Source organism: Nocardioides sp. LMS-CY, assembly GCF_018732145.1.
GTDB lineage: Bacteria > Actinomycetota > Actinomycetes > Propionibacteriales > Nocardioidaceae > Nocardioides > Nocardioides soli.
Genome location: NZ_CP076104.1, coordinates 3,893,777 through 3,907,661, shown reverse-complemented (window position 1 = coordinate 3,907,661; position 13,885 = coordinate 3,893,777). Strand labels below are relative to the sequence as shown.

The following is a 13,885-nucleotide window of genomic DNA, read 5'->3' as shown; positions in this document are numbered from 1 at the left end:
GGCCGGCTCGGCTACCGGGGCTGCTGCGCCGAGAGCGGGTCGTGGTCGGGTCGGTCGGTCAGCTGGTCCTCGACGAAGAGTGGCCGGCTGACGTACGCCGCGAGGGGGAACAGGGGCAGGGAGAGCACCAGCATCAGGGCCAACGGGAGCGTCCAGCCGCCGGTGGCACTGTGCACGACGCCGACGAGGAACGGCCCGGCGATGGCGATCACATAGCCGGTCGACTGGGTGAACGCCGACAGGGTGGCGGTGCCCTCCGGAGTCCGCGCCCGGAGCCCGATCAGGGTGAGGATCAGCGGGAACGTGACGGTGCCGATGCCGACGACGAACGCCCACAGCAGGGCGAGGGAGCGCGGTTCGATCATCAGGCCGACGTACCCCACGGGGTAGGTCGCGATCACGGCGAAGAGGACCCGTTGCGGGTGGGCGCTGCGGGCCAGCACGTTGGGCAGCCACAGCGACAGCGGGATGGCGGTGCCGGCCAGCAGGCCCGCGAGCACGCCGGCGGTCGTGGCCGAGTAGCCGTTGTCACGCCACAGCTGGGCGAACCACCCGAAGATCGCGTAGGCCTGGAGCGACTGCAGGCCGAAGAACACCGCCATCACGGGACCGAGCCGGGTGCGGGCGACATCGCGGAAGGAGATCGTGCGGGGTGCCTGCTCCAGGTGCCGGTCGTGCGCGACCAGACCGAGCCAGGGGAACGCGGCCACGACGGCCACCAGGGCCCACGCGCCCAGCCCCCAGCGCCAGCCACCGAGCGCGTCCGCCATCGGCACCGTGAGCATCAGCGAGCCGGTCAGGCCGATCGCGAGCGCCGTCGTGTAGATCGCGGTCACGAGCCCGATCCGGTCGGGGAAGTGCAGCTTGACCAGCGACGGCATCAGCACGTTCGCGACCGCCAAGCCGGCCAGCGCCACCATCGACAGCAGCAGGAACAGCGCCTCGCTGCTCGTCAGGGACCGCCCGATCAGCCCGAGGATCGCCGCGATCAGGGCGACCAGCGTCACCCGGTGCAGTCCGATCCGGTGTGCCGCGGCGGGCGCCATCGCGCCGAACACCGCGAACCCGATCACCGGCAGCGCCGTCAGCAGGCCGGCGGCCGGACCGCTCATCGAGTACGCGTCGCGGATCTCGGAGAGCACGGGTCCGACGCTGATCGCCGCGGGCCGGAGGTTGAAGGACAGCAGGATGATGCCGGCCAGGACCAGCGCCGTCGTCCGGCGCGCGCGCGTGCTCACTCGGGGCATCGTCTCAGGTGCCGTGTCGGCGGTCTCCGGCAGGATGTGCCACATGCGCCTGGTGACCGACGTGGAGCGCCGACACCGGCTCGCCCGACGACACGCCCTCGCCCCCGGCCACCGGGCCGTCGACCCCGAGGCGGCGACCCGGGCGATGACCGTGCTGCACGCGACCGAGGCGCCCAGCGTCTACCTGTCGCTGTGGGCCCGCGTCGACGGGCTGACGGTCGCCGACGTCGACCGGGCGCTGTACGACGACCGCACCATCGTCAAGCAGCTCGCGATGCGCCGCACGCTGTTCGTGTTCCCGCGCGACCTGCTGCCCGCGGCCTGGGGGAGCGCTTCGGCCCGGGTGGCGACCGCACTGCGCAGCCGCTTCGTGAAGGAGATCGAGCAGGCCGGCGTCTGCGCCGACGGCGCCTCCTGGCTCGAGGCGGCGGAGGCCGCCACGCTCGAGCGCCTCGCCGACGGCTCCGAGCTGTCGGCCCAGCGGCTCCGCGAGGAGGTCGCCGAGCTGGCCGGCCGCCTCGACATCGGCAAGGGGAGGTACGCCGCCAACGTCTCGGTCGCCCCGCGGGTGCTCACCCAGCTCGGCGTCGAGGGTCGCGTCATGCGCGGCCGCAACGACGGCCACTGGCGCACCGCCCGACCGCAGTGGACGGCGACGCGGAGCTGGCTCGGCGACGTACCCGAGCCCGCGCCGCAGCGCGAGGGCTACGCCGAGCTGGTGCGCCGGTGGCTGACGACCTTCGGTCCGGGCACCGAGGGCGACCTCGTCTGGTGGCTGGGGTCGACGAAGACCGCGGTCCGCGGCGCGCTCGCCGATGTCGGTGCCGTCGAGGTCCGGCTCGAGACCGGCCCCGACGGGGGTGGCCTCGGCTACCTGCTGCCCGACGACCCGCTGCTGACCGACGGCCCGGAGGGCGACCAGGAGCCGTGGGGTGCGCTGCTGCCGGTGCTCGACCCCACGGTGATGGGCTGGAAGGAGCGCGGCTTCTACCTCGGTCCGCACGGCCCGCTGCTCTTCGACACCAACGGCAACGCCGGCACCACCGCGTGGTGGGACGGCCGGATCGTCGGCTGCTGGGCCCAGGACCCCGACGGCGTGGTCGTGCTCAACCTCCTCGAGGACGCCGGGGCCGACGCGCGCGCCGCGCTGGCGGTCGAGGCGGAGCGGCTCACGGCCTGGTTGGCCGGGCACCGGGTGAGCACGGTCTACCCGTCGATTGCGATGAAGGAGGCGATCTCCTCGTAACCTTGACCGGTGCGTGACCAGCCCGAGCAGCAAGCCCCGCCGGTCCAGCGGCTGCGGATCCGCTACGCGAAGCGTGGCCGGCTCCGATTCACCAGCCACCGTGACTTCAGCCGTGCCTTCGAACGGGCCATCTTCCGGGCCCGGGTGCCGATGGCCTACTCGTCGGGTTTCAACCCCCACCCGCGCATCTCGTACGCCGGGGCCGCGCCGACCGGGGCCGCCAGCGAGGCCGAGTACTTGGAGATCGCGCTCGCCGAGGTCGTCGACCCGACGGTGATCCGTGCCCAGCTCGAGGAGGCGCTCCCCGACGGGCTCGACGTCCTCGAGGTGGTCGAGTCGGCCGGCGGCGCGCTGGCCGACCTGCTCCAGGGCAGCCGCTGGCTGATCGATCTCGACGTGGACAGCACCCGCGCGCAGGCCGCGGTCGCCGCGTTCCTCGCGACCGACGGCGTGCCGGTCCAGCGGATGACGAAGAAGGGCCTGCGCGAGTTCGACTGCCGTGCGGCCGTCATCGCGCTCGCGGCGACCGAGCGCACCGGGGGCGTCCGGCTCGACCTGGTCCTGCGCCACGGCGCGCCCGCGGTCCGGCCGGACGACGTGCTGTCCGGGCTGGCCGCCGTGGCGGACCTGAAGCCGGTCGGCGCTCCGCTCCTCACCCGCCTGGCGCAGGGTCCCCTGGACGAGGCCACGGGGACGGTGGGCGACCCGCTGTCGGTGTGACGGTGTCGGTTCCGGGCCGGTCGTGTGCGATACTCGCCATGGTTGGCCCGGGCACCCTGTCCGGGACGACAGACGACGTTCTCGCCGGTCCCTCGTGGCCCGGCACACCACGAGACGCGATCGTCGCCAGACCGCGACGCGGCCGGCAGGTCGGTGACAGCGACCCGCCACCAGGTCCATTCGGACCTTGGCCCTGCGACCGCGGCGGGCGTCGGGCGTCGTCCCGGGTGACGCCCAGCGGAGAGTGTCGCCGCCACCGCAGGCTTTGCGTCATCGCGCTCTGAGTACTCGAGCCGGTGGCGTCGGACCGCCCGCCTCGGCGCGGGCGCTAGGAGTGCACCAGATGGCCGACGACCTCCAGGCCGGAACCGCAGAACCCACCACCGCGCCGGCGGAGACCGGCGCCCCGCCGGACGAGAAGCCGGCGAAGAAGACGACCGCCAAGAAGGCCGCCGCCAAGACCGCGGCCAAGAAGACGGCGGCGAAGAAGACCACCGCCAAGAAGGCGGCCACGAAGAAGGCGACCGCCAAGAAGACCGCGGCCGCCGAGCCGGGCGCCGACGAGCAGCTCGACCTCGGCGTCGACGAGGCGCCCGCGCCCGCGAAGAAGGCGCCCGCGAAGAAGGCCGCGGCGAAGAAGACCGCCGCCAAGCGGACCACGGCGAAGAAGGCCGCGACGAGCAAGACCGCCGACGCGCCGGTCGAGACGGCCGTGGCCGAACCGGCCGAGGGTCCGGACGGCGACCCGGCCGCACCCGAGCAGCCGGCCGTGACCGGGGCGGCGGTGCTCTTCCAGGCACCCGAGACCACGAAGAAGGCGCCGGCCCGGCGTACGCGCAAGGCGGCCGCGAGCGTGGACGAGACGCCGGCCGAGGGCACCGAGCCTCCCGCCGCCCCCTCCGACGGGAGCGCCGACGAGGGCACGGCCGAGGAGCAGCCTCAGCAGAAGGCCGCGAAGAAGACCACCAAGAAGACTGCCCAGAAGACCGCCCAGAAGACCGCCCAGAAGGCCGCGAAGAAGACCTCTCCGAAGGCCCCGGCCGAGGACGCCCCGTCGGGCGAGGAGCCTCCCGTCGACGGGGTGGCCGAGGCCACCGTCGAGGCCGACGATGCGGTCGCCGATGTGGCTGTCGATGAGGCTGTCGACGCGGACGAGACCGAGGGCGCCGACGTCGAGGCGGACGGTGCCGAGGGCGTCGAGGGCGAGGAGCAGTCCGGTGAGGGCGGTGGCGCCGGCCGGCGGCGCCGTCGTCGCGGCGGTCGCCGTCGCCGCAAGTCCGGCGACTCCGCTGCTGACGGGGACGACGGCGAGTCGGGCGAGACCGACTCCGACGACGCCGGCGAATCCGCCGGCGAGGAGGGCCAGGGCGAGAGCTCGTCGTCCCGCCGGCGCCGCCGCCGTCGCCGTGCCGGCGAGGAGGGTGGCGACGCCGCCGACGACCCGGAGAACACCGTGACCCGGGTCCGCAGCAAGCGCTCGGTCGAGGACGAGATCACCGCGGTCACGGGCTCGACCCGCCTCGAGGCCAAGAAGCAGCGGCGCCGCGAGGGCCGCGAGGCCGGCCGTCGCCGGGCGCCGATCGTGAGCGAGGCCGAGTTCCTGGCCCGCCGGGAGTCGGTCGACCGCGTCATGGTGATCCGCCAGCGTGCGGACCTGACCCAGATCGGCGTCCTCGAGGACCGGGTGCTCGTCGAGCACTACGTCGCGCGCGAGTCGCAGACCTCGCTGATCGGCAACGTCTACCTCGGACGGGTGCAGAACGTGCTGCCCTCGATGGAGGCGGCGTTCATCGACATCGGCAAGGGCCGCAACGCGGTCCTGTACGCCGGCGAGGTCAACTGGTCCGCGCTCGGTCACAAGGAGGGCCAGCCCCGCAAGATCGAGTCGGTGCTGTCCTCCGGCCAGACCGTGCTCGTCCAGGTGACCAAGGACCCGATCGGGCACAAGGGCGCCCGCCTGACCAGCCAGATCAGCCTCGCCGGCCGGTTCCTGGTCTACGTGCCCGACGGCACCACCAGCGGGATCTCGCGCAAGCTGCCCGACACCGAGCGCAACCGCCTCAAGACGCTGCTCAAGGAGATCGTCCCCGACAGTGCGGGGGTCATCGTGCGCACCGCCGCCGAGGGCGCCAGCGAGGACGAGCTGACCCGCGACGTCGAGCGGCTGAAGGCACGCTGGGAGGACATCGAGGGCAAGGCGAAGGGCAGCGCGCCGCAGCTGCTCTACGGCGAGCCGGACCTGACCCTCAAGGTCGTGCGCGACCTGTTCACCGAGGACTTCTCCAAGCTGGTCATCCAGGGCGACGAGGCCTGGGAGACCGTGCAGGGGTACGTCGCACACGTCGCCGCGGACCTCGAGGAGCGCCTGGTGCGCTACGACCCCGGTCCGGACGGCCAGGGTGGCAAGGCCGACGTCTTCGCGGAGTACCGCATCGACGAGCAGATCTCGAAGGGCCTCGACCGCAAGGTCTGGCTGCCCTCGGGCGGCTCGCTGATCATCGACCGCACCGAGGCGATGACCGTCGTCGACGTCAACACCGGCAAGTTCACCGGTTCGGGCGGCAACCTCGAGGAGACCGTCACCAAGAACAACCTCGAGGCCGCGGAGGAGGTCGTCCGCCAGCTGCGGCTGCGCGACATCGGCGGCATCATCGTCGTCGACTTCATCGACATGGTCCTCGAGTCCAACCGCGACCTGGTGCTGCGCCGACTGGTCGAGTGCCTGGGCCGGGACCGCACCCGCCACCAGGTCGCCGAGGTCACCTCGCTCGGCCTGGTCCAGATGACCCGCAAGCGCATCGGCACCGGGCTGCTCGAGGCCTTCGGGGAGACCTGCGAGCACTGCCAGGGCCGCGGCGTGGTCGTCCACGACGCGCCGGTCGAGGCCAAGCGCTCCGAGGAGGAGCCGCGCCGCGGCGGCCGCCGCGGGCGGGGCCGTGGCCGCGGTCAGGACCAGGACTCCGGGGGCTCCGGCAGCGCCGGCGCCCCGAAGCCGCCCTCGCCCAAGGACGTCGCCGCGATGGCCCGTCCGGACGCCGAGCCGGTCGTCGACGTCGACGAGCAGGTGGAGCCGGTGGCCGTGGAGCCGGTGGCCGTGGAGCCGGTGGCCGTGGAGCCGGTGGCCGAGGCAGCGCCCGAGACGGCCCCCGAGACGGCCCCCGAGACGGCCCCCGAGACGGCCCCCGAGCCTGCGCCTCAGCCCGAGCAGCCGAAGGTGACGACGCGGACCCGCGGTCGCCGCTCGGCGAGCCGTCCGGCCGCCGCACCGGAGCCGGTCGAGGAGAAGGCCGCCGAGGAGGTGACCGCCGGTGAGCCGCCGGTGGCGGAGTCCGCGGCACCGGAGCCGGTGGCACCGGAGCCCGTGGTCGAGCAGCCCGAGGCCGCACCGGAGCCGCCCAAGGTCGTGACCCGCACCCGTGGCCGCCGGGCCAGCCGCCCGGCCGGGCCGCCGGAGGGCGCTGACGAGAGCCTGCCGTCGACCCCGGCCTCGGTCGGGAGCGTCGGGGCGCCGCCCGTGGACGGGACGGTGGAGCCCGGCACGGCGGAGTTCGAGCCGGCGGCGCCGGCGGCCGAGGAGCCGCCGCACGTCGAGCACGTCCCGATCAAGAAGAAGGGCTCGCGGAAGCGTTGAGCGTTGCCCGGCCCGGCGTCGTTGCCCGGCCGGGCCGGGTGACCCTCACGTTTTGCGGTGCGGCTTCCCGATCCGTACTATTGACCCTCGGTGCGCGCTCAGGAGCGCGCCCTCTCTGTGCCAACGCGACGCGGGCGACGTCGTCCGAGCGTTGCGACCCAGACCCAGACGTTCGAAGTTCAGTTGATCGACGAAGGAGACCGCGGTGTACGCGATCGTGCGCGCTGGCGCCACCCAGCAGAAGGTTGCCGTGGGCGACGTCATCGAGATCGACCAGGTCGCGACCGCGGTCGGCGAGTCGCTCACGCTCCCGGTCGTCCTCGTCGTCGACGGTGAGAAGGTCACCTCCGACGCCGCCAAGCTCGGCAAGGCGTCGGTGACCGCCGAGGTCCTCGGCGGCACCAAGGGCCCCAAGATCGTCATCCAGAAGTACAAGAACAAGACCGGCTACAAGAAGCGCCAGGGTCATCGCCAGAAGTACACCCAGGTCAAGGTCACCGCGATCAACGCCTGATCAGGCCTGAACGCACCCACGACTCCCTCGAAGGACTGAAGAGATGGCACACAAGAAGGGCGCCGCGTCCACCAAGAACGGCCGCGACTCCAACTCGCAGCGCCTCGGCGTCAAGCGGTACGGCGGCCAGGTCGTCAACGCCGGCGAGATCATCGTGCGTCAGCGCGGCACCCACTTCCACCCGGGCAGCGGCGTCGGCCGCGGCGGCGACGACACCCTGTTCGCGCTTGTCGGCGGTGCCGTCGAGTTCGGCACCCGCCGCGGTCGCCGCGTCGTCAATGTCGTCCCGGCGGAGTGACTGACGCACTCAGCAATCCAGATCGTTAGCACCGGAGGGCGTCCCTAGAATCGGGACGCCCTCCGGTCATTTTCTCAGGAGTTCCCATGGCCCTGCCCACCTTCGTCGACCGGGTCGCGCTGCACGTCAGCGCCGGCCGGGGCGGCAACGGCGTCGCCTCGGTGCATCGCGAGAAGTTCAAGCCTCTCGGCGGCCCCGACGGCGGCAACGGCGGGCCCGGCGGCTCGATCATCCTCCGCGTCGACCCGGACGTGACCACGCTCCTCGACTACCACCACAGCCCCAAGCGACGCGCCGAGCACGGCGGCCAGGGCGCGGGCGCGCACCGCAACGGCGCCCACGGCAAGGACCTGGTGCTGCCGGTGCCCGACGGCACCCTGGTGACCGACCCGAAGGGCGGCGTGCTGGCCGACCTGGTCGGTCCCGGCACCGAGCTGGTCGTGGCCCAGGGCGGCCGCGGCGGCCTCGGCAACGCCGCGCTGGCGTCGTCGAAGCGCAAGGCGCCTGGCTTCGCGCTGCTCGGCGAGCCGGGGGAGGAGCTCGAGATCGTCCTCGAGCTCAAGGTGGTCGCCGACATCGGCCTGGTGGGCTTCCCCAGCGCCGGCAAGTCCAGCCTGATCGCGGCCATCTCCCGCGCCCGGCCCAAGATCGCCGACTACCCCTTCACCACGCTGGTGCCCAACCTCGGCGTGGTGAGCGCCGGCGACACGACGTTCACGGTCGCCGACGTGCCCGGTCTCATCGAGGGCGCGAGCGAGGGCCGCGGCCTGGGTCACGACTTCCTGCGCCACATCGAGCGCTGCGCCGCGATCGTGCACGTCGTCGACACGGCCAGCATCGAGCCGGGCCGCAACCCCGTCGACGACCTCGACGTGATCGAGCGCGAGCTGAGCCGGTACGGCGGGCTCGAGGACCGGCCGCGACTGGTGGCGCTCAACAAGATCGACGTCCCCGACGGGCGCGACATCGCCGGGTTCGTCGTCGACGAGCTCCGCGAGCGCGGCCTGCGGGTCTTCGAGATCTCGGCGGCCTCGGGCGAGGGCCTGCGCGAGCTCACCTTCGCGATGGCGCAGATCGTCGAGGCGGCCCGGGCCGACAAGCCGGTCGCCGAGGCGAAGCGGATCGTGCTGCGTCCGGCGTCCGCCGACGGCAGCGACGCGTTCACGATCAAGCGCACGGGCGAGGGCTGGCGGGTGCGCGGCGAGAAGCCCGAGCGCTGGGTGCGGCAGACCGACTTCAGCAACGACGAGGCCGTGGGCTTCCTCGCCGACCGGCTCAACCGCCTCGGCGTCGAGACCCGACTGGTCGAGCTCGGGGCCGAGGAGGGCGACGCCGTCCTCATCGGCCACCCCGACAACGCCGTGGTGTTCGACTTCAAGCCCGGCATCGACGCCGGTGCGGAGAGCTTGACCGGATTCACGGGAAGTCGCCGTGGCGAGGACCAGCGGTTCGACGAGTCCCGGCCCGCGGCCCGCCGCCGCCGGGCGATCGACGAGGCGATGGCCGACCGGGCCGAGGGGGAGACCCGCGCCGACGTGGCTCGCCGTCTCGACCGCCCCGAGCAGCACGGGCCCACGTCGTACGAGATCGGCGGCAGCGACGATCCCGACTGGGCGGAGGACGACCCGGGGGAGTCACGGGAGTGAGCATCCGTACCCAGGTGACCGGGGCGAGGCGCGTCGTGGTCAAGGTCGGGTCCTCCTCGCTGACCACCGCCGCTGGGGGCATCGACCCGCAGCGCATGCGCGACCTGGTCGACGTGCTGGCCAAGCTCCGCGCCGGCGGCGTCGAGGTGGTGCTGGTCTCCTCGGGTGCGATCGCGGCCGGGCTCGCCCCGCTCGGGCTGAAGCGGCGCCCGAGGGCACTGCCGGCCCAGCAGGCCGCCGCGTCGGTCGGCCAGGGTCTGCTCGTGCACCGCTACACCGAGGAGCTGGCCCGGCACGGCGTGGTCGCGGGGCAGGTGCTGCTGACCGTCGACGACGTCACCCGGCGCTCCCACTACCGCAACGCCTACCAGACCTTCGCGAAGCTGCTCGAGTACGGCGTGCTGCCGATCGTCAACGAGAACGACACCGTCGCCACCAGCGAGATCCGGTTCGGCGACAACGACCGCCTCGCCGCGCTCGTCGCCCACCTGGTGCACGCCGACCTGCTGGTGCTGTTCAGCGACGTCGACGGGCTGTACGACGCCAAGCCGAGCGACCCCGGCAGCACACTGCTCAGCGAGGTGACCTCGGTCGACGACCTCGACGGCGTACGCATCGGCAAGGCCGGCGCGGCGGGCCTCGGCACCGGCGGCATGCAGACCAAGGTCGACGCCGCCCGGATCGCGACCGGCGCCGGCATCCCGGTCGTGCTCACCTCGGCCACGAACGCCGCCGCTGCCTTCGCGGGCGAGCCGGTCGGCACGCTCTTCCACACGACCGGCCGGCGCCGGCCGACCCGGCTGCTGTGGCTGGCCCACGCGACCGAGCCGCGGGGCACGCTGGTCCTCGACGCCGGCGCGGTGCGGGCCGTCGTCGAGCGCCGGGCATCGCTGCTGGCCGCCGGCATCACCGCCGTCGAGGGCAGCTTCCACGCCGGCGAGCCGGTCGACCTCGCCAGCCCCGACGGCACCCCGGTGGCTCGGGGGCTGGTGAACTTCGACGCCGAGGAGCTGCCTCAGCTGCTCGGCCGCAGCTCCAGCGAGCTCAAGCGCGAGCTGGGCAAGGGCTACGAGCGCGAGATCGTGCACCGCGACGACCTGGTGCTCCTCTAGCCTCCCGCCGAGGCCCGCCGGTCGCGGCTACCTTGGGGCCCGTGCGTGCGCGGGTCGTGGTGTTCTGGGCAGTGGTCGGCGTCCTCGGGCTGCCCGCGCTGCTGCTGACCTTCACCCGGTTGGTCGAGCCGTACGGCGAGCTCTGGATCCAGGTCGAGGCGTTCACGCCGCTCGGCCTGCTGCTGTACGCCGTGGTGCTCGCGGCGCTGGTCGCCCGGCTGCTGGCGGTGCGCCGGTGGTGGTCGGTCACCTCGGTCGCGGCGGTCGTCGCGCTCGGATGCCTCGGCCTGCACGGCTGGTGGTACGCGCCGCAGGTGACCGGGGCGAACCCGCCGCCGGCGCGGGACGCCACGCCACTGGTGGTGATGACCGCGAACCTCCAGTTCGGCGGGGCCGACGGGGTCGAGGTCGTGCGCCGTGCCAGCGCGGCCGAGGTCGGCCTGCTGGTGGTCCAGGAGATCACCCCCGCGGTGCTCGCCGACATGGACCGGGCCGGCCTGGCCGACCTGCTGCCGCACCGGATCGGCGTGCCCGGCGGTGGCGCCCGGGGCACGATGGCGTTCGCGCGGGGTGAGCTGTCCGGGTCGATGCCGCTGTCGACGACCAACGACAGCTGGTCCTTCCGGTTGGACGACCTGACGGTGATCGCGGTGCACGCGGCGTGGCCACCCGACACCAGCCGCTGGTACGCCGACCACCACGCGATCGCCCGCGCCACCGATCGGCTCGAGCCCGACCTCGTGGTCGGCGACTTCAACGCCACCGACGACCACGCACCGATGCGCGCGCTCGCCGACGCCGGCTATCGCGACGCCGGCGAGCTCGCGAACGAGGGCTGGCAGGCGACCTGGCCGACCAGCGGCCTCTTCGACGTGGTCGGGGTGCCGCTCGCGCAGATCGACCACGTGCTGGTCGGCGGCTCGCTCGCGGCGCTGTCGACGCGGACCGTCGGCGTGCCCGGCAGTGACCACCGGGCCGTGCTGGCCACCGTCGCCCCGAGGTGACCCCGTACTCTGGTCGGTGCGATGAACGACCCGACGACCGTCTACCTCGACCACGCGGCGACCACCCCGATGGTGCCGGCGGCCGTCGAGGCGATGACGGCCCACCTGCTCGAGGTCGGCAACCCGAGTTCGCTGCACGCCTCCGGCCGGCGTGCCCGGCGCATCGTCGAGGAGTCGCGCGAGACGATCGCCCAGGCACTCGACTGCCGGCCGGGCGAGGTGGTCTTCACCTCCGGCGGCACCGAGGCCGACAACCTGGCGCTCAAGGGTGTCTACTGGGCCCGCCGGACGGCCGCCCCGCGGCGTACCCGCATCCTCACGACCGCGATCGAGCACCACGCCGTGCTCGACCCGCTGCACTGGCTGGCACGTGCCGAGGGCGCCGAGGTCGAGCGGCTGCCGGTCGACGGGCACGGGCGCCTCGACGTGAACGCGCTCCGCGGGTCCGTCGAGCGCGATCCCGGCTCCGTCGCGCTGATCTCGGTGATGTGGGCCAACAACGAGGTCGGCACGCTGCAGCCGGTCGACGAGGTCGTCGCGATCGCGGCCGAGCACGGCATCCCCGTGCACACCGACGCCGTGCAGGCGATCGGGGCGGTGCCGGTCGCGTTCGCGCGCTCCGGGGTCGACGCCCTGACGCTCACCGGCCACAAGGTCGGCGGCCCCTTCGGCGTGGGTGCGCTCGTCGTCCGCCGTGAGCTCGCCGTGACGCCGCTGGTCCACGGCGGCGGCCAGGAGCGCGACATCCGCAGCGGCACCATCGACACGCCCGCGATCGCCGGCTTCGCCGCGGCGGTCGAGCTCGCCGTCAAGCAGCAGGCCGAGCACGCCGCCCGGGTGTCCGCACTGCGCGACGACCTGGTGCGGCGGGTGATCGAGGTGGTGCCCGACGCGCACCTGCACGGGGCGCCGTTGAGCCCCGGGGCCACCGGTCGGCTCCCCGGCAACGCCCACCTGGGCTTCCCGGGCTGCGAGGGCGACTCGCTGCTGATGCTGCTCGACGCCCGCGGCATCGAGTGCTCCACCGGCTCCGCCTGCTCCGCGGGCGTGCCCCAGCCCTCGCACGTGCTGCTCGCGATGGGCTGCGACGACGAGCAGGCGCGGCACTCGCTGCGGTTCTCCCTCGGACATGCTTCGACGGCCGCCGACGTCGACGCGGTCGTCGAGGCGATCGGACCCGTGGTCGAACGGGCCAGGGCGGCTCGGCGGTGATCTGATGAGGGTCATCGCCGCCATGTCCGGCGGCGTCGACTCCGCCGTCGCCGCGGCCCGCGCGGCCGAGGCCGGCCACGACGTCACCGGCATCCATCTCGCGCTGTCGCGCAACCCCGCGTCGTACCGCTCCGGCGCCCGCGGCTGCTGCACGATCGAGGACGCCAACGACGCGCGGCGGGCCGCCGACGTCATCGGCATCCCGTTCTACGTGTGGGACCTCTCCGAGCGCTTCCACGAGGACGTGGTCGAGGACTTCATGGACGAGTACGCCGCCGGGCGGACGCCCAACCCCTGCCTGCGGTGCAACGAGAAGATCAAGTTCGCCGCCGTGCTCGACCGCGCGCTGGGGCTGGGCTTCGACGCGGTCGCGACCGGCCACTACGCCCAGTTGCGGACGGGTGCGGACGGGCTGGTCGAGATGCACCGATCGGTCGACCACGGCAAGGACCAGTCCTACGTGCTCGGCGTCCTGGACCAGGAGCAGCTGCGACACTCCCTCTTCCCGCTCGGCGACTCGACCAAGACCGCCGTGCGGGCCGAGGCGGCGGCTCGGGGGCTGCTGGTGGCCGACAAGCCCGACAGCCACGACATCTGCTTCGTGGCCGACGGGGACAACGCCGGCTGGCTGCGCGAGAAGCTCGGCGACCGGGCGCCGAACCAGGGCGGCGCCGTCGTCGACGAGTCCGGCGCCGTCGTCGGCACCCATACGGGAACCTACGCCTTCACCATCGGCCAGCGGCGCGGCCTGCGGCTCGGGCACCCCGCCCCCGACGGGAAGCCGCGGTTCGTGCTCGACATCGAGCCGGTCTCGGGCACCGTCACCGTCGGTCCTCGCGAGCGGCTGGCGGTCGACCGGCTGACCGGCATCCGGCCGCGCTGGTGCGGCGCCGCGCCGACCCGGCTCGCCGGCCCCGGCGTGACCGTGCAGCTGCGTGCCCACGGCGACGAGCACCGCGCCGTCGTGACCGCGACCGACTCCCCGGACGGCCCGGTGGTGGAGGTCGAGCTGCTCGACCCGGCGTACGGCATCGCGCCCGGCCAGGCGGCCGTGATCTACGACGGCACCCGGGTGGTCGGCTCGGCCACGATCTCGGCCACGGCGCGGGTGTCGGCGGTGCAGCGGTGAGCAGGCAACCATCCGCCGGCACCAATCGGTTGCTGACTCACCGCCCGAGGGCGGCTGCGCCGGGCAGCGGTGAGCAGGCAACCGTTTCTGTCGCGCATTCGGTTGCTGGCTCACCGCCGCACGGGA

General features: G+C 73.6%; 11 protein-coding genes. 10 read left to right on the top strand and 1 reads right to left on the bottom strand.

The genetic code is table 11. The features are described 5' to 3' along the window. Window positions 1-11: 11 nt before the first annotated feature. Window positions 12-1,247 (bottom strand): MFS transporter, encoded by a 1,236-nt coding sequence (locus KM427_RS18590; RefSeq protein ID WP_502887140.1) that lies wholly within the window; start codon window positions 1,245-1,247, stop codon window positions 12-14. A gap of 43 nt (window positions 1,248-1,290) precedes the next feature. Here KM427_RS18590 and KM427_RS18585 point away from each other — a divergent pair, with 43 nt between their 5' ends. From KM427_RS18585 to mnmA, 10 genes are all read left to right on the top strand, one after another. Continuing rightward, complete coding sequence (locus KM427_RS18585; RefSeq protein WP_215524883.1) at window positions 1,291-2,493, top strand: winged helix DNA-binding domain-containing protein; 1,203 nt, start codon at window positions 1,291-1,293, stop codon at window positions 2,491-2,493. 9 nt (window positions 2,494-2,502) lie between these two features. Further along, window positions 2,503-3,213, top strand: a complete 711-nt coding sequence (locus tag KM427_RS18580; protein WP_183593342.1) for a TIGR03936 family radical SAM-associated protein — start codon at window positions 2,503-2,505, stop codon at window positions 3,211-3,213. 343 nt (window positions 3,214-3,556) lie between these two features. Beyond that, window positions 3,557-6,844 carry an Rne/Rng family ribonuclease gene (locus tag KM427_RS18575; RefSeq protein ID WP_215524882.1) on the top strand — a complete coding sequence of 1,096 codons (3,288 nt, stop codon included), beginning with the start codon at window positions 3,557-3,559 and terminating at the stop codon, window positions 6,842-6,844. A gap of 205 nt (window positions 6,845-7,049) precedes the next feature. After that, window positions 7,050-7,358 carry a 50S ribosomal protein L21 gene (gene rplU, locus KM427_RS18570; protein WP_183593344.1) on the top strand — a complete coding sequence of 103 codons (309 nt, stop codon included), beginning with the start codon at window positions 7,050-7,052 and terminating at the stop codon, window positions 7,356-7,358. Between the two features lie 43 nt (window positions 7,359-7,401). Beyond that, entirely contained in the window at window positions 7,402-7,656 is a 255-nt protein-coding gene (gene rpmA, locus KM427_RS18565) for a 50S ribosomal protein L27 (protein WP_183593345.1), read from the top strand. Window positions 7,657-7,742: 86 nt separating this feature from the next. Then, window positions 7,743-9,302, top strand: coding sequence for a GTPase ObgE (gene obgE, locus KM427_RS18560; RefSeq protein WP_215524881.1), 1,560 nt, complete (start codon window positions 7,743-7,745; stop codon window positions 9,300-9,302). Then, window positions 9,299-10,414: a glutamate 5-kinase gene (gene proB / locus KM427_RS18555; protein ID WP_215524880.1), complete on the top strand. Its 1,116-nt coding sequence runs from the start codon at window positions 9,299-9,301 to the stop codon at window positions 10,412-10,414. Before obgE ends, proB begins: the two co-directional genes overlap by 4 nt. Before the next feature lie 41 nt (window positions 10,415-10,455). Further along, window positions 10,456-11,418 carry an endonuclease/exonuclease/phosphatase family protein gene (locus KM427_RS18550; protein WP_215524879.1) on the top strand — a complete coding sequence of 321 codons (963 nt, stop codon included), beginning with the start codon at window positions 10,456-10,458 and terminating at the stop codon, window positions 11,416-11,418. Window positions 11,419-11,439: 21 nt separating this feature from the next. Beyond that, complete coding sequence (locus tag KM427_RS18545) at window positions 11,440-12,630, top strand: cysteine desulfurase family protein (protein ID WP_215524878.1); 1,191 nt, start codon at window positions 11,440-11,442, stop codon at window positions 12,628-12,630. A 4-nt stretch (window positions 12,631-12,634) separates the two neighbouring features. Next, window positions 12,635-13,759 (top strand): tRNA 2-thiouridine(34) synthase MnmA, encoded by a 1,125-nt coding sequence (gene mnmA / locus KM427_RS18540; RefSeq protein ID WP_215524877.1) that lies wholly within the window; start codon window positions 12,635-12,637, stop codon window positions 13,757-13,759. Window positions 13,760-13,885: the final 126 nt, after the last annotated feature.